This window comes from Agarivorans sp. QJM3NY_30 (assembly GCF_050870855.2).
Classification (GTDB): Bacteria; Pseudomonadota; Gammaproteobacteria; order Enterobacterales; family Celerinatantimonadaceae; genus Agarivorans.
Genome location: NZ_CP194038.2, coordinates 1,654,424 through 1,669,575, shown reverse-complemented (window position 1 = coordinate 1,669,575; position 15,152 = coordinate 1,654,424). Strand labels below are relative to the sequence as shown.

Annotated in this window: 13 protein-coding genes and 5 tRNA genes; 9 read left to right on the top strand and 9 right to left on the bottom strand. The window is 44.2% G+C overall.

Annotated features, from left to right (window positions below; all coding sequences use genetic code 11):
• Positions 1–12 precede the first annotated feature (12 nt).
• The 7 genes from ACRRSX_RS07660 to ACRRSX_RS07630 are packed head-to-tail and all read left to right on the top strand — an operon-like array spanning position 13 to position 6,423.
• Positions 13–2,808 carry a monovalent cation/H+ antiporter subunit A gene (locus tag ACRRSX_RS07660; protein WP_432453794.1) on the top strand — a complete coding sequence of 932 codons (2,796 nt, stop codon included), beginning with the start codon at positions 13–15 and terminating at the stop codon, positions 2,806–2,808.
• Positions 2,808–3,161, top strand: a complete 354-nt coding sequence (locus tag ACRRSX_RS07655; protein WP_432453795.1) for a Na+/H+ antiporter subunit C — start codon at positions 2,808–2,810, stop codon at positions 3,159–3,161. The genes ACRRSX_RS07660 and ACRRSX_RS07655 overlap by 1 nt, the downstream gene beginning before the upstream one ends.
• Complete coding sequence (locus tag ACRRSX_RS07650; protein ID WP_432453796.1) at positions 3,161–4,672, top strand: monovalent cation/H+ antiporter subunit D; 1,512 nt, start codon at positions 3,161–3,163, stop codon at positions 4,670–4,672. The genes ACRRSX_RS07655 and ACRRSX_RS07650 overlap by 1 nt, the downstream gene beginning before the upstream one ends.
• Positions 4,672–5,172 carry a Na+/H+ antiporter subunit E gene (locus ACRRSX_RS07645; RefSeq protein ID WP_432453797.1) on the top strand — a complete coding sequence of 167 codons (501 nt, stop codon included), beginning with the start codon at positions 4,672–4,674 and terminating at the stop codon, positions 5,170–5,172. Before ACRRSX_RS07650 ends, ACRRSX_RS07645 begins: the two co-directional genes overlap by 1 nt.
• Positions 5,166–5,435, top strand: a complete 270-nt coding sequence (locus ACRRSX_RS07640; protein ID WP_432453798.1) for a K+/H+ antiporter subunit F — start codon at positions 5,166–5,168, stop codon at positions 5,433–5,435. Before ACRRSX_RS07645 ends, ACRRSX_RS07640 begins: the two co-directional genes overlap by 7 nt.
• Before the next feature lie 9 nt (positions 5,436–5,444).
• Complete coding sequence (locus ACRRSX_RS07635) at positions 5,445–5,810, top strand: Na+/H+ antiporter subunit G (protein ID WP_432453799.1); 366 nt, start codon at positions 5,445–5,447, stop codon at positions 5,808–5,810.
• Positions 5,800–6,423, top strand: coding sequence for a DUF938 domain-containing protein (locus ACRRSX_RS07630; protein WP_432453800.1), 624 nt, complete (start codon positions 5,800–5,802; stop codon positions 6,421–6,423). Before ACRRSX_RS07635 ends, ACRRSX_RS07630 begins: the two co-directional genes overlap by 11 nt.
• 56 nt (positions 6,424–6,479) lie before the next feature.
• Here the strand turns inward: ACRRSX_RS07630 and clpX are convergent, their stop codons facing one another.
• The 9 genes from clpX to ACRRSX_RS07585 all read right to left on the bottom strand — a co-directional run bounded on the left by clpX (position 6,480) and on the right by ACRRSX_RS07585 (position 11,879).
• Complete coding sequence (gene clpX, locus ACRRSX_RS07625) at positions 6,480–7,757, bottom strand: ATP-dependent protease ATP-binding subunit ClpX (RefSeq protein WP_432453801.1); 1,278 nt, start codon at positions 7,755–7,757, stop codon at positions 6,480–6,482.
• Positions 7,758–7,871: 114 nt separating this feature from the next.
• Positions 7,872–8,495 (bottom strand): ATP-dependent Clp endopeptidase proteolytic subunit ClpP, encoded by a 624-nt coding sequence (clpP, locus tag ACRRSX_RS07620; protein ID WP_432453802.1) that lies wholly within the window; start codon positions 8,493–8,495, stop codon positions 7,872–7,874.
• A gap of 89 nt (positions 8,496–8,584) precedes the next feature.
• Entirely contained in the window at positions 8,585–9,886 is a 1,302-nt protein-coding gene (tig, locus tag ACRRSX_RS07615) for a trigger factor (protein WP_432453803.1), read from the bottom strand.
• A gap of 386 nt (positions 9,887–10,272) precedes the next feature.
• On the bottom strand, positions 10,273–10,914 hold the full coding sequence (locus ACRRSX_RS07610; protein WP_432461103.1) for a thiopurine S-methyltransferase: 642 nt from the start codon (positions 10,912–10,914) through the stop codon (positions 10,273–10,275).
• A gap of 407 nt (positions 10,915–11,321) precedes the next feature.
• A tRNA-Pro gene (locus ACRRSX_RS07605) sits at positions 11,322–11,398 on the bottom strand.
• 44 nt (positions 11,399–11,442) lie between these two features.
• Positions 11,443–11,527 (bottom strand) — tRNA-Leu (locus ACRRSX_RS07600).
• A gap of 43 nt (positions 11,528–11,570) precedes the next feature.
• Positions 11,571–11,646: transfer RNA gene (locus ACRRSX_RS07595), tRNA-His, on the bottom strand.
• 33 nt (positions 11,647–11,679) lie between these two features.
• Positions 11,680–11,756 (bottom strand) — tRNA-Arg (locus ACRRSX_RS07590).
• 46 nt (positions 11,757–11,802) lie between these two features.
• Positions 11,803–11,879: transfer RNA gene (locus ACRRSX_RS07585), tRNA-Pro, on the bottom strand.
• Between the two features lie 430 nt (positions 11,880–12,309).
• On the opposite strand from ACRRSX_RS07585, the gene ACRRSX_RS07580 reads away from it, so the two are divergent.
• Together ACRRSX_RS07580 and folD are read left to right on the top strand one after the other, a co-directional pair.
• Positions 12,310–13,974, top strand: a complete 1,665-nt coding sequence (locus ACRRSX_RS07580) for a putative transporter (protein ID WP_432453805.1) — start codon at positions 12,310–12,312, stop codon at positions 13,972–13,974.
• Between the two features lie 260 nt (positions 13,975–14,234).
• The gene (gene folD, locus ACRRSX_RS07575; RefSeq protein ID WP_432453806.1) at positions 14,235–15,092 is read left to right on the top strand and encodes a bifunctional methylenetetrahydrofolate dehydrogenase/methenyltetrahydrofolate cyclohydrolase FolD; all 858 of its coding nucleotides are present in this window, start codon (positions 14,235–14,237) and stop codon (positions 15,090–15,092) included.
• Positions 15,093–15,152 lie beyond the last annotated feature (60 nt).

Sequence of the window (15,152 nt, the reverse complement as noted above, 5' to 3'; positions counted from 1 at the left end):
AGCCACCAGCTAATGCACTATTTCTGGGTACCGTTTTTGCCCATCTTGGGAATTTTTGTTCCCCTACTCAGCGCAAGACTTAACCGAAGTGCTTGTGCACTTGCCACCGCGCTATTACCCGCTTTAGCCTTAACCCTGATTTTACTCGATTTACCCGCAGTATACGCGGAACATTTATTCACCCAGAGCATTGCTTGGATCCCTCAGCTTGGTTTGTCACTGTCCTTTCGTCTAGACGGCCTCGCGGTGTTATTTAGCCTATTGATTCTGGGGATTGGCTTATTGGTCATCCTATACGCACGTTATTACTTGTCAGAAAAAGATAGCATTGGCCGCTTTTATAGCTATTTGATCATGTTCATGAGCGCCATGCTCGGTATTGTGATGTCCAATAATATGCTGCAGCTATGGTTTTTTTGGGAGCTAACCAGCATTAGTTCATTCCTACTGATTGGTTTTTGGTCGCATAATAGTGATGCTCGAAAAGGCGCTCGTATGGCGTTGACCGTGACTGGCGCGGGCGGATTAGCCCTATTAGCAGGCATTATCTTACTTGGCCAAGTCGTAGGTAGCTACGAGCTAGAAGTGGTTTTAAACAGCGCCGAACTAGTACAACAACACCCTTATTACCTAACCATTTTACTATTATTTTTACTCGGTGCATTTACCAAGTCGGCACAATTCCCCTTTCATTTTTGGTTACCTCACGCCATGGCCGCGCCAACACCTGTGAGTGCTTATTTGCATTCAGCAACCATGGTTAAAGCTGGTATCTTCTTATTAGCACGTTTTTATCCGGTGTTAGCTGGCACCGAAGTATGGTTTGCAGTGGTATCACTAACGGGGCTATTCACCCTGTTACTGGGGGCATATACCGCATTATTTAAACACGATTTAAAAGGTTTACTCGCCTACTCGACCATTAGCCACCTCGGTTTGATTGTATTATTGCTGGGACTCAACACTGAACTGGCGGCAATTGCAGCTGTATTTCATATTATCAACCATGCTATTTTTAAAGCGTCGTTGTTTATGGCCGCCGGCATTATTGACCATGAATCCGGCTCCCGAGACATGCGAAAACTCAATGGCTTATGGAAATATATGCCGATTACCGCCACCCTAGCGATGGTTGCATCAGCTTCAATGGCTGGAGTACCTTTACTCAACGGTTTTTTATCCAAAGAAATGTTTTTTACCGAGACCCTCGATCAAAGTATTTTGGGCTCGCTTTCTTGGTTAATTCCGGTGCTTGCGACAATTGGCGGAGCCTTCGCTGTCGCCTATTCATTACGCTTCATTCATGACGTATTTTTTAATGGTGAGCCGAAAGGGTTAAGTAAAACACCTCACGAACCGCCACGCTATATGCGAGTGCCAGTAGAAGTATTAGTGGCGCTATGCCTATTAGTTGGGATTTTCCCCGGTTACACCATCGAAAAACTACTCAACAGTGCCTCGTTTGCAGTCTTGCAGCATCCGCTGCCTACGTTTAGCTTAGCGATTTGGCATGGCTTCAATCTGCCATTATTGATGAGTGGCTTAGCAATTGTTGGCGGCGTATCGATTTATCTGAACCGCAAGCCTTTGTTTCGCTTTGACGGACTATTTCCAGAAATCGATGCTAAAGCCGTATTTGAAGGCATGATTCAGTCTTGCGTTCATTGGGCACAACGGCTTAACCGAGTATTGGAGTCCGGCTCGTTACAACGGTATGCTTTTTGTTTATGCTTTTTTGCCCTGTTACTCATCGGCCCACCGCTGCTTGAATTAGAGACCACTCGCGGTGGACAAGCTGAATACCCGCTAAATGGCTCATTCATTATTGCCGCCGTGCTACTAATAGCTGGCTCTTTGGCCACGGTGATATGGAGTCACTTACGCTTAATTGCCCTATTAATGTTGTCTTTGGTCGGTTTGGTGGTGTCAATTACCTTCGCTTATTTCTCCGCTCCCGACTTAGCCCTCACTCAATTGTCGGTAGAGATCGTCACCGTTATTTTACTTCTGCTAGGTTTATATTTTTTCCCACAACAAACCCCTACCAGCAAAAACCGTCCGAGTCACTTTGTTCGCGACCTAATACTGGCCTCATTACTCGGTTGTGTGATTGGTAGTATTTGCTTTGCTCTAATGACCCACCCTCTGGATAGCATCTCTCAATTCTTCCTTGATAATGCAAAAATAGGAGGAGGCGGAACCAACGTGGTGAACGTTATTTTGGTCGATTTCCGCGGCTTTGATACCTTCGGTGAAATTACCGTATTAGGCATTGCGGCCTTAGGGATCTATAAACTCATCGCGCGAATGCGACTCTCGATGCGTAGCAAAGACTACCAAGGTCGTGCTTGGGCCAGTGACCGCTACCCGCTGCTGCTCTCGGTGGTATCACAAAGTTTGCTACCGCTGTTTTTACTGATTTCCGCTTATATTTTTATGCGTGGACACAACCTACCCGGTGGTGGGTTCATCGCAGGTTTAATTACTTCAATAGCCCTCATTCAGCAATATCTTGCACACGGTGTAAATTGGATCAGTAAACGGGTCAGTTTAAACTACCATCTCCTGATTGCTGCCGGTTTAAGTATCGCCGCTCTCACTGGCTTTGGTAGCTGGTTATTTGGTCGCCCTTTCTTAACCTCTTGGTTTGACTATGTATCATTACCTTGGATAGGCAAATTTGAACTCACCAGCGCGATGATTTTTGACCTCGGTGTTTATCTCACCGTGATTGGTGCCACACTGATGATTTTGGCTAACCTTGGCAAACACACCACCAAAGAACGACTTACGGTAGGAGAACGATAATGGAAACTATCTATGCCGTTTGTGTCGGCTTTATTAGCGCTTGTGGTATCTTCTTAATGTTACGCGGCCACACATTCACTCTGGTAATTGGCTTAACCCTGCTCTCTTACGCCGTCAACCTATTCCTCTTCGCCAGCGGCGGCTTAACCATTGGCGCACCAGCAGTATTAAATGGGAGTACTCACTATGCTGACCCACTGCCACAAGCCTTGGTCTTAACCGCAATTGTGATCGGTTTTGCGATGACCGCATTTGCGGTCATTTTAGCCATGCGGGGACGCGCCGATTTAGGCAATGACCATGTCGATGGAACCGAACCTGTAGATCCACTCGCCCCAGAGGAAAAAGCGTAATGAGCCTATTTGATCACCTCGTTATTTTCCCGGTATTACTGCCCTTCACGATTGGCGTGATATTGCTATTTCCGGGCCTAAATAACTCCTTAGCTAAACAACGTTTGATTTCCATCGCTGCAAACCTGTTACTGGTCGTAGTCGCAATTTGTTTGTTAAGCAAAATACAAACCCAAGGCATTCAGGTTTATGCCTTGGGTGATTGGTCTGCCCCCTTTGGGATTGTATTAGTCGCCGATGCCTTCTCGGTATTGTTAGTCAGCCTAAGTGCCGTGTTAGGCCTTGCGGTGGTACTTTATGCCAGTGCCGGTGAAGATAGAAACGGCGCTTTTTTTCATGCACTAATCATGTTTCAGCTGATGGGGATCAACGGTGCTTTTCTCACCGGAGATGCCTTCAACTTATTCGTGTTTTTTGAAATATTATTGATCGCATCCTATTCGCTAATGATTCACGGTGGTGGCAAACAGCGTACTCAGGCAAACATTCACTATGTATTTTTAAACTTAATTGGCTCGTCTTTATTTTTATTTGCTTTAGGCACCCTATATGGCACCTTAGGTACGCTTAATCTTGCAGATATGGCAGACAAACTATCCCAATTATCCGCCAATCAACTACTCATAACTAAAGCAGGCGCACTGTTACTATTAGCTGTATTTGGCCTAAAAGCGGCGATGCTACCGCTGCACTTTTGGTTGCCGAAGGCTTATGCCAACACCAGCGCGCCAGTGGCAGCACTATTTGCCATTATGACTAAAGTGGGGATCTACAGTATTTGGCGTATCCACGGTGTGATGTTTGGCAATCAAGCCGGCGAATTGGCCAACATTGCCTTACCTTGGTTATGGCCGATCGCCTTAAGCACCATTGCGATTGGAGCGATAGCCGTATTAGCCAGCCAAAGCTTACGTGTGCTAAGCAGTAACCTGGTGATCCTATCTGTCGGAACTTTATTAGTCACTATCGCCTTAAACAGTGTACAAGCGAGCACCGCAGGAATTTACTACTTACTTCATAGTACCCTCGCAGGGGCCGCAATGTTTCTACTAGCAGGACTGATTCAACAACAACGAGGCAAAGCCGAAGATCGCTTTGTGAGCGCTCGCGCAATGCCTCAATCTGCTAAGCTAGGCCTTATCTTTGTCCTGTTAGCCATAGCCCTGATTGGCATGCCGCCGCTCTCTGGGTTTGTCGGAAAAGCATTGATATTACAAGCAGCAAGTAGCACAAACCAAATGCTGTGGGTATGGCCGCTGATGTTGATCGCCGGACTAGTTACGCTAATCGCCTTATCACGAGCCGGCACCTCGCTATTTTGGCGAACCAATGGCGAGAACTCGACCGCTTTACCAGGCCAGCCTTTACAATACCTCGCCATTGCCTTGTTAGTCGGACTACTTCCCTTGATGGTCATTTTTGGGAGCGCGGTGACGGATTATACCAAACTTGCTGCCGAGCAACTCAATGCAGGTTTAAGCCTTGAACAACTCAATGAGGTCGCCAAATAATGAATAACAAGCATCAATTCCTTTGGTTCCCCACCCCCTATCACAGTGTTTTGCTATGGCTGGTGTGGCAAATTTTACATGATTTTAGTCGTGGGCACATGGTACTCGGAGCAGTATTCGCGATTGTGATTCCTTGGGTCGTTGCGCCTTTAAGTGAAAAGGAGCCCGTCTCCAAAAAACCATTTAAAGTATTGCTTTATATACTGCGTTTGATTGGTGACATCATCGTCTCAAATTATGATGTTGCAAAACGTATTGTTCAAAGTAACCATCAATTGCAGCCTGCTTTTGTCGCAATCCCTCTCTCACTACGTGAACCTTTACCACTCACTATTTTAGCAAACAGTGTTTCGCTAACCCCTGGCACAGTGAGTCTAGAGTTATCCGAGGATAGGCAGTGGCTCTACGTACACGTATTGCATCTGGAAGACGAGCAGCAGCTAATTAAATTAATTAAACAACGTTATGAAGCCCCGTTGAAGGAGATTTTTGAATGTTAGCCTACGCCATCTTAATTGCTAGTGGCTTAATTTGCTGTGCCTTAGCACTCAATGCGTGGCGCCTGATTATTGGCCCATCCACACCTGATCGGATCATCGCTGTGGATACCATGTATATCAATAGTATTGCGCTGATTGTGTTACTCGGCCTATATCAAGGCTCTGCCAGCTATTATGAGGGAGCATTACTCATCGCACTCCTCGGTTTCGTGAGTACTTCAGCATTTTGCAAATATCTGCTGCGCGGCGATATTATCGAATAGGACATAAATATGACTATATTTCTAGAAATGATTATTAGTTTACTGGTGCTATTGGGCGCGATCGTTATGTTAATCGGCTCAATTGGTTTAGCCAAATTTCCTGATTTTTTTACTCGCTTACATGCCCCCACCAAAGCAAGTACACTAGGTGTCGGCTGTATTCTACTCGCTTCGTTATTATTCTTTTGGATTGAGCAGAGCTACCCGAGTTTTAAAGAACTGTTAATTTCTATGTTCTTATTAATCACCGCCCCCGTAGCCGCGCATATGCTCGCGAAAACAGGTTTGCATTACAAAGTTGCGATGAAAAACAATACTCAAAAGCAGAACTTAGCCAAACAAGCCTATTTACATAAGCATCCCAATGAACCGTAAACAACATCCAGCGACTTTTTTTAGCCAAGCGGCAGAGAACAACAAACAAGCCATATTGGCGCAACTATTACCATGGCTCAAGCACCATAATTCAATACTAGAGATTGGGTCTGGTACTGGCCAACATGCAGCCCACTTTGCTGCGGCCTGTCCTCACCTGATATGGCAGTGCTCGGATCTACAACCTAACCTTGCTGCCATTAACTACTGGCGGCAACATATGCAACTCACTCAACAACCCAAGCCACTAAGTTATCAAGTTGGTGAAGACTCTTGGCCCTGCGACGTGGATGCGGTATACACAGCCAATACTGCGCATATTATGACAGAACGTGTAGTTAAAACTATGTATCTGGCCATCGGGCAATACCTCCCCGAACAGGGCCACTTTTTTCATTATGGTCCTTTTAAACAAGCAGCAGAGTATTCTAGCGAAAGCAACCGAGCATTTGATCGCCAATTACTACAAGCGGGCTATGGAGGCTTGAGAGACTTAGAGCAACTGCAACAGTGGGCAAGTACCGTTGCGATGACTTTGCGACAAAAAATTGAAATGCCTAGCCATAACCTACTACTCATTTGGCAAAAAAAAACTAATCACCAACCAATTTAGGCATAAAAAAAGCCAATCATAAGATTGGCTTTTAGATTTTAAGTTGACTCACAGAATTAATCGGCGCTAGCTGCTTTATCTTCATTGCTGTAGATCAAAATCGGATCGCTTTCACCTTGGATCACCGTTTGATCAATCACTACCTTAGAGATATTATCAATCGAAGGTAAATCATACATAGTATTCAGCAATACGGCTTCAACAATGGAGCGCAGGCCACGAGCCCCTGTTTTACGTTCCATCGCTTTATTAGCGATAGCTCGTAACGCGTCTTCGCGAAACTCCAGCTCAACATCTTCCAACTTAAACAAAGCACCATACTGTTTAGTCAGTGCATTCTTCGGTTCGCTTAAGATCTGAATCAAAGCCTCTTGATCGAGCTCTGTCAAGGTAGCTACCACAGGTAAACGACCAATAAACTCGGGGATAAGACCATACTTGACTAAATCTTCAGGCTCAACTTTAGAGAAGGTTTCACTTAATGAGCGTTTATCGGCTTCGCCTTTAACTTCAGCTCCAAAACCAATTCCGGTACCCGTTGAAGCACGTTGTTCAATCACCTTATCTAAGCCAGCAAACGCACCACCACAAATAAACAAAATCTTAGAGGTGTCTACCTGCAAAAACTCTTGTTGTGGATGTTTTCGGCCACCTTGCGGAGGAACCGAAGCAACAGTGCCTTCGATCAACTTAAGCAAGGCTTGTTGTACACCTTCACCAGATACATCACGAGTAATTGATGGGTTATCCGACTTACGTGAAATCTTATCAATTTCATCAATGTACACTATCCCACGTTGCGCTTTTTCAACGTCGTAATCACATTTTTGCAGCAATTTTTGGATAATATTTTCAACATCTTCCCCAACATAACCGGCTTCGGTTAAGGTGGTTGCGTCAGCCATCGTAAATGGTACATCCAACAAACGAGCCAAAGTTTCCGCTAATAATGTTTTACCACTACCAGTTGGACCAATCAGCAAGATGTTGCTTTTACCAAGCTCAATACCGTCTGCGACATCACCATTACGTAAACGTTTGTAGTGATTATATACCGCCACCGCCAGTACTTTTTTCGCATGGTCTTGACCAATTACATAGTCGTCAAGATGAGCTCTAATTTCCTTAGGAACCGGTAGTGAATCACCCTCTTTCTTCGGCGATATCTCTTTTATTTCTTCTCGAATAATGTCATTACATAATTCAACACATTCGTCACAAATATAAACGGAAGGCCCGGCAATCAGCTTTCTCACTTCATGCTGGCTTTTACCGCAGAAGGAGCAATACAGTAGTTTACTACTATCTCCATCACCTTTGCGCTTATCTGTCATTCGCTAACCTCAAACTATTTAGCAGTTCAGCCCTTAATTACAGTGTAAATCAAACTGCTGAGAATGCTATTTTCACTATGTTCTTATCTAAACAGACCGAGAATTGACTATAGCCTATTCACGACGCGCAAAGATATCGTCGACGATACCATATTCTTTGGCTTGTTCTGCTGTCATATAGTTATCGCGATCGGTGTCTGCAGCGATAGTATCAAAACTTTGCCCAGTATGCTCGGCCAACAACTCATTCATACGACGTTTTGTTTTGATGATCTCATTTGCATGAATTTCAATATCCGAGGCCTGACCTTGATAACCACCAAGAGGTTGGTGGATCATCACCTTAGCATTCGGCAAACAATAACGCTTACCCTTGGCCCCTCCAGCCAACAAAAATGCTCCCATGCTGGCTGCCATCCCCATACACACGGTACTAATGTTAGGCTTAATAAACTGCATGGTATCGTAGATGGCCATACCTGCACTAATAGAACCACCAGGTGAATTAATATAAATGAAAATATCTTTTTCTGGACTTTCTGACTCGAGGAACAACAACTGTGCAACCACTAAATTGGCCATGTGATCTTCTACTTGGCCAGTTAAAAAGATCACGCGATCTTTTAATAAGCGAGAATAGATATCATAAGAACGCTCCCCTTTAGAGGTTTGCTCAATAACCATTGGCACCAAAGCTGCCATGGGGTCGAATGCAGACTGATTAACTTCTTTAGACATTGATGCGCTCTTCCTTTAAAAAAATGGCTCGTATGTAGTACATACGAGCCATTATATGCGAGATAAAGGTGCTTAAGTCAAATTAGAACTTAGTTTGCACCTTGTTTGTTCATGATTTCATCAAAAGCGACTTCATTTTCAGTTACTTTAGCTTGTTCAAGTACAAATTCAATCGCTTGCTCTTCTAATACTACATTACGAATGTTGTTCATTAACTCTTCGTTCTTAGCATAGTACTCTAAAACCTCTGTTGGATCTTCGTACGCAGAGGCAAAAGAAGCGATATGTGCTTTCACTTTTTCATCATCAGCTTTCAGTTCGTTAACCTTAATTAACTCACCTAATAACAGACCAGTACTCACTCGGCGTTGTGCTTGCTCTGTGAACAACTCATCCGGAAGCTCTGGCGCATTTTGTGCATTTTCACCAAAACGTTGCATGGCTTGCTTACGTAATTGCTCTACTTCTTGAGAAACCAGTGCAGCAGGAACTTCAATTGGGTTTTGCTCTAACAAACCAGAAATAACTTGCTCTTTCACACCCGTTTTAAGCGTTTGCTCTAGCTCGCGCTCCATGTTCTTACGGATCTCAGCTTTTAACGCATCCAGTTCACCAGACTCGATCCCGAACAACTTAACAAATTCTTCGTTGACTTCCGCAAGTTCAGGTTTTTCAACTTTATTTACTTTAATATCGAAAGTTGCAGCTTTTCCTTTCAGTTGTTCTGCATGGTAATCTTCAGGGAAGTTAACTTCGATAACAAACTCGTCACCAACTTTCTTACCTAAAACACCATCTTCAAAACCAGGAATCATACGGCCTGCGCCCATTTCAAGATCAAAAGCTTCTGCTTTGCCGCCTTCGAACTCTTCACCGTCGATCTTACCTAAAAAGTCTAGGTTTACACGAAACTCATTTTTAATCATGCCCTTGGTTTCTTTCCAAGCAGCTTGTTGCTTACGCAAAGTATCGATCATTGCATCAACGTCTTTATCGTTAACTTGTGCAACTTTCTTCTCAACTTCGATTGCGTCTAAGCCTTTAACTTCAACTTCTGGGAAAATTTCAAAAGTAGCAGTGAAGCTAAACTCACCATCAGTCGTCTCACCAGGTTGAAGAGCTGGCGCTCCAGCTGGGTTTAGTTTCTCTTGAATGATAGCTTCGTAGAATGAACGCTGCATTGCTTGACCAGTTACATCTTGACGTACGGCTGCACCGTAGCGTTTTTTGATGACACTCACTGGCACTTTACCAGGGCGGAAACCATCGATACGTGCGCGACGTGATTCTTCTTGAAGCGCTTGCTCAATTTGTTGTTCGATTTGTGCAGCGTCAATCGAAATCGTAACACGACGCTCCAAGCCCTGAGTTGTTTCTACTGAAACCTGCATTTTATTACCTCGGCTATAGTCAGCACCCTGCTGACAATTTACTTACGTAAACAATGGGTTGATAGCGGCCCGCAGTGGCGAGGCCGTTGTCCTCAATAATAAGGACCCATAATTTCAAAACGCCGCATTATAGCGGTGGTTTAGGCTTAGGTCGAGACTGATCGCTATATTATCCTTGATATCCACTAAATATTTGCAGCCGCGCACCTCTTAAGCCAATTTATGCAATGAAAAGCATCCATCTAATTTCGACGAGTGATGCTGAAAACAAACCTAAAGATACTAAAAAATCGGGCGGATATTCCCAAAGTAAACGCATAAGGTTCCATGCTCACAAGCTGGCCATAGCAAAATTCACCCATAATAATGACTTAAAAAGAACGATATCAGGGGTCGATACTAAAGAGCGGATGTTTTAATCGATAAAGCTTAGCCTGAGCAAGACCATTGGCAGGTACATCTTTTCCAGTTTCATCTTCTACATGTTGCAAACGAATCGAATAGTCTTTAAAAATAAGTGGCAGTTCTTGGTCGATATCAGCAGCCTGTTCCCGCTCAAGCCGACTGGAAAAATCTTCAATAGTGAGCAAAAATATATCCGCTTGATGAGGGATTAGTGTTGTCATATACGATGCATAGCGCTTTCGTATAGGCGAAGATAAAGCGGTTAACGCAGCCTTATCAAATACCATATGGACTTCCCCTAACAAGGCTTTTGTCAGCTTAAAGAAGTCGCCGCAAAAAATACTAATATTGTTACACTGCCAAAGGCTAAAGTCGCCGATATTTTTAATCTCGGGGCGCAATTGATGTTGTTTGAAGAAAGCTTTAACCGCGATAGGACTCAATTCTACCCCCACCACCTGATGACCACGCTGAGCTAGCCACAACATGTCTAAACTTTTTCCGCAACAAGGTACAAAGACTCGCAACAACTCAGGTTCAGGATAATCGGGCCAAAACCTAGTCAAGAAAGAATTGACCTGCCATTGATGGAATTGAATGTTTTTGTTTTTCCAGAGTTTCAACCATAAATGGTTGTCTGAACTAAACAAGTGTGGTCTCAGTTCCCACTCGCACGCATAACATAGAATAAAAGAAACGAGTCATGTAAGCCCTTATATATTATTGGTTTAACTGCAAAGAGCTCACATGCTAATACTGATTTTGACAGACGAGACTCTGAATCAGGTTGGGCTAATGTCATCCAACTAGCAAGCTTTAATTATGTCATTACACTTTCTGCTATTCCAAGTCCTTCACCAATATATACTTAAAACAACAGCGTCATCTTCAATTTACCAGTAGGCTCGGTAACCAGTCGTTCAATACAACACTTTTTAAACACTGATGATTGCTATGAAATAGCGATTAAATTGGAGGTCCTGAATTCAAAAACAAAAAAGCCTCGTCATTACGACGAGGCTTTATGTAGTGGTCGGTGATGAGAGATTCGAACTCCCGACCCTCTGGTCCCAAACCAGATGCGCTACCAAGCTGCGCTAATCACCGAATTTCTGGTAAATTTTAAGCGTTACCCACGCTGACACCAATAATGGTGCGGAAGGAGAGACTTGAACTCTCACACCTTGCGATACTAGAACCTAAATCTAGCGCGTCTACCAATTCCGCCACTTCCGCAAAACTATTTCGCAACACCACTGTGGTAATGTTGTCGAATAAATGGGGTGAGTAATGGGGTTTGAACCCACGACAACCGGAATCACAATCCGGGGCTCTACCAACTGAGCTATACCCACCACAAACTTTTATGCTAATTAAAGCATCTATATTGGCGCACCCTGTAGGACTCGAACCTACTACCTACGGCTTAGAAGGCCGTTGCTCTATCCAGATGAGCTAAGGGCGCATCTTTAGCGTCAATAAACCGAGTCATCTAACTAGGTTTTAAAATTTGGTCGGTGATGAGAGATTCGAACTCCCGACCCTCTGGTCCCAAACCAGATGCGCTACCAAGCTGCGCTAATCACCGATTACCTTGATATTATAGAGAATCTAATCCTCTGGCCCCACTCTTAACGAGCTTCGCGACGATACGCTACCAAGCTGCGCTAATCATCGATTCGATTCCAACACTGTTTGTGCCTTCAACGGAGGCGAATACTACCCACTTGAATGGTCAGCGTCAAACAGTTTTTTGGAGATATTTACCGTTTGGTTATAGCATAACCAAAATGGTTGCTATTCGGCAATATACCGCTGCTTAAATAGGCTATTTCTTCACAGGTAGGCACAAAGATTACTTCTCCGCCTTTACAAACTGTGAAGCGAAAGACACTTTTAAGCTAAGTGTTTCATGTCATAGTGATTTATTAATCCAAGTCAAAAGAAGTGACAAATTAAAGTTGTAGCCTTTTATCGTTATGTTAACAATTTTATCACGACTGCATGAAAGGAATCACATGAGCGAAGTAGCATTATCCATCTTGCTTTTATCAGCAGTTGCCGTGATTGGTCTCTGGTTTGGAGGCCTAAAAATACGCGGTATAGGCTTGGGCATCGGCGGTGTTTTATTCGGTGGGCTATTTGTCGGCCATTTCGTCAATCAGTTTGGTTGGCACTTAGACCCCCATGCGCTGCACTTTATTAAAGAATTTGGTCTAATTCTTTTTGTTTACACTATTGGTATCCAAGTTGGCCCCGGCTTCTTTGCTTCATTAAAAGCAAGCGGCTTAAAACTCAATTTGCTCGCAGCAGGAATTGTGCTCATTGGAGGGATAACCGCGGTATCCCTGCACTTTATTTTCAACTTACCACTCAATGTTTTTCTAGGCATTTATAGTGGTGCCGTCACCAATACGCCATCGCTAGCGGCTGGTCAGCAAATTTTGCAAGAATTGGGGATGAACGACCAGCAAACCACTCAGCTCGGTTTAGGTTATGCAATGGCTTATCCCTTTGGCATTTTGGGGATCCTGTTATCGATGTCGATCATCCGCTTGGTATTTCGAATTAATGTAGATAACGAAGCGGAACGTTTTGATAACGCCAAAGGCAAGAAGAAGAAAAGCTTACAAGACATCAACGTCATCATCCAAAATCCAAACCTTGATGGTTTGGCTTTCTCCCAACTCAATAAATTAATCGGCGACGAACTCATCTGTTCCCGGGTAAAAAGTAATGGCGAATTGAAAGTCCCTAGCCCTGATATGTTGATGCATAAAGGTGACTACTTACATCTCGTCGGACCAAATCGAACACAATTAGAACAAGCAACAATCATTATCGGTGAAGAAATTAACGAGTCATTATCGACCAAGGGCACATTGTTACGCAGTGAACGAGTCGTGGTGACAGAAGAACGCCTTCTGGGTAAAAAGCTTAGTGAACTCGACTTTAAGAATAATTTTAATGTGGTGGTTTCGCGCCTGCATCGCGCAGGTGTCGAACTGGTGGCCAACAAAGATTCTATCTTACAATTTGGCGATATTCTTAATATTGTCGGCCCTTCAGAAGATGTCGATAAGGTCGCCACGAGTTTAGGAAATCTGCGCAGTAAACTACAGCAAGTACAAATGTTACCCATTTTCATTGGCATCGGCTTAGGGGTGTTGCTAGGATCATTGCCATTAGCAATCCCTAGCCTCCCCGCACCATTAAAACTAGGTCTAGCTGGTGGTCCGCTCATTGTGGCAATAATTCTAGCGCGGATCGGCAGTATTGGGCGCCTATATTGGTTCATGCCTCCCAGTGCAAATTTAGCTCTAAGAGAAATTGGCATTGTATTATTTTTAGCCGTAGTTGGTATTAACTCTGGCGCTAACTTCATTGAAACCCTACTCGATGGTGACGGCCTCACTTGGATGTTTTATGGTGCCTTTATCACTTTAATTCCGCTACTAACCATTGGCCTGATTGGGCGCTATCTGGTAAAGCTCAATTATTTAAGCTTATGTGGCTTAATGGCTGGCTCTATGACCGATCCACCAGCACTCGCTTTTGCGAACTCAATTCATAGTACTTCAGGCGCCTCAGCCTTAGCCTATGCCACTGTCTACCCCTTAGTGATGTGTTTACGGATCTTATCGCCCCAAATCATCGCCGTATTACTCTGGGTTGCAGCCTAAGCCTTCCATAGCGCAACTTAGCCAGCTTTCACACTGGCTACTAAGTTGCCAATTCAATAACATTACTCTGGGTTGCAGCCTAAGCCTTCCATAGCGCAACTTGGCCAGCTTTCACACTGGCTAAGTTGCCAATTCAATTACAAAAGCCTCCGGCATTGAGCCTCGCCCCACGTTTAGCTTAAAAAACACTGACATTTATCTATCTAACATGCCAAAATAGCGCCATCTAGAATCGTCAATCACTAGTTAAAGAAGAATCGATGTCTGCACAAATAATTGATGGAAAAAAAATTGCCTTACAAGTTCAAGATCGGGTTGCGGAGCGAGTAAAGCAACGGATCAGTGAAGGAAAACGCCCGCCAGGTTTAGCGGTTATTTTGGTGGGCGACAATCCTGCTTCGCAAGTTTACGTCGGCAGTAAACGTCGGGTATGTGAAGCGGTTGGCTTTATATCAAAATCGATCGACCTCGACGATAATACGGACGAGCAAACCTTGCTCGCTGAAATCGACGCGCTCAACGAAGACCCTCTCATTGATGGCATTTTAGTTCAGTTACCATTACCAGAAGGTATCGAGGAAACAAAAGTAATTGAGCGGATCCGCCCCGATAAAGATGTTGATGGCTTCCACCCATACAACATTGGTCGATTGGCGCAACGAATTCCAGCACTACGCCCTTGTACTCCGAAAGGCATTATAACGTTGATTGAGTCCACAGGCGTTAGTCCCTATGGCTTAGAAGCGGTTGTTGTTGGGGCTTCTAATATCGTCGGACGGCCAATGACTCTTGAGCTACTATTAGCAGGCTGTACCACCACCACTTGCCACCGCTTTACCAAAGACTTAGAAGCCCATGTTCGTCGGGCTGACTTAGTCATCGTGGCGGTAGGTAAGCCACAGTTTATTCCTGGAGAATGGATTAAACCCGGTGCAATGGTGATCGATGTAGGCATTAATCGCTTAAACAACGGCAAACTTGCTGGTGACGTAGAATACGAAGTGGCTCGCCAACACGCAGCATTCATTACTCCTGTACCTGGAGGTGTTGGGCCAATGACCGTTGCAACTTTAATTGAGAATACTCTTGAGGCTTGTGAACAATTTCACGATCTGTAGTCGTTAAAGGCGAGTACTAACTCTCAGTATTCGCCTTTTTTTAGACGGTAACGACATACT

Bases quoted from the DNA above. Each gene is read 5' to 3' on its own strand.
- ACRRSX_RS07660 (WP_432453794.1), top strand. From the start codon at position 13: ATGCACTATTTCTGGGTACCGTTTTTGCCCATCTTGGGAATTTTTGTT.
- ACRRSX_RS07655 (WP_432453795.1), top strand. From the start codon at position 2,808: ATGGAAACTATCTATGCCGTTTGTGTCGGCTTTATTAGCGCTTGTGGT.
- ACRRSX_RS07650 (WP_432453796.1), top strand. From the start codon at position 3,161: ATGAGCCTATTTGATCACCTCGTTATTTTCCCGGTATTACTGCCCTTC.
- ACRRSX_RS07645 (WP_432453797.1), top strand. From the start codon at position 4,672: ATGAATAACAAGCATCAATTCCTTTGGTTCCCCACCCCCTATCACAGT.
- ACRRSX_RS07640 (WP_432453798.1), top strand. From the start codon at position 5,166: ATGTTAGCCTACGCCATCTTAATTGCTAGTGGCTTAATTTGCTGTGCC.
- ACRRSX_RS07635 (WP_432453799.1), top strand. From the start codon at position 5,445: ATGACTATATTTCTAGAAATGATTATTAGTTTACTGGTGCTATTGGGC.
- ACRRSX_RS07630 (WP_432453800.1), top strand. From the start codon at position 5,800: ATGAACCGTAAACAACATCCAGCGACTTTTTTTAGCCAAGCGGCAGAG.
- clpX (WP_432453801.1), bottom strand. From the start codon at position 7,757: ATGACAGATAAGCGCAAAGGTGATGGAGATAGTAGTAAACTACTGTAT.
- clpP (WP_432453802.1), bottom strand. From the start codon at position 8,495: ATGTCTAAAGAAGTTAATCAGTCTGCATTCGACCCCATGGCAGCTTTG.
- tig (WP_432453803.1), bottom strand. From the start codon at position 9,886: ATGCAGGTTTCAGTAGAAACAACTCAGGGCTTGGAGCGTCGTGTTACG.
- ACRRSX_RS07580 (WP_432453805.1), top strand. From the start codon at position 12,310: ATGAGCGAAGTAGCATTATCCATCTTGCTTTTATCAGCAGTTGCCGTG.
- folD (WP_432453806.1), top strand. From the start codon at position 14,235: ATGTCTGCACAAATAATTGATGGAAAAAAAATTGCCTTACAAGTTCAA.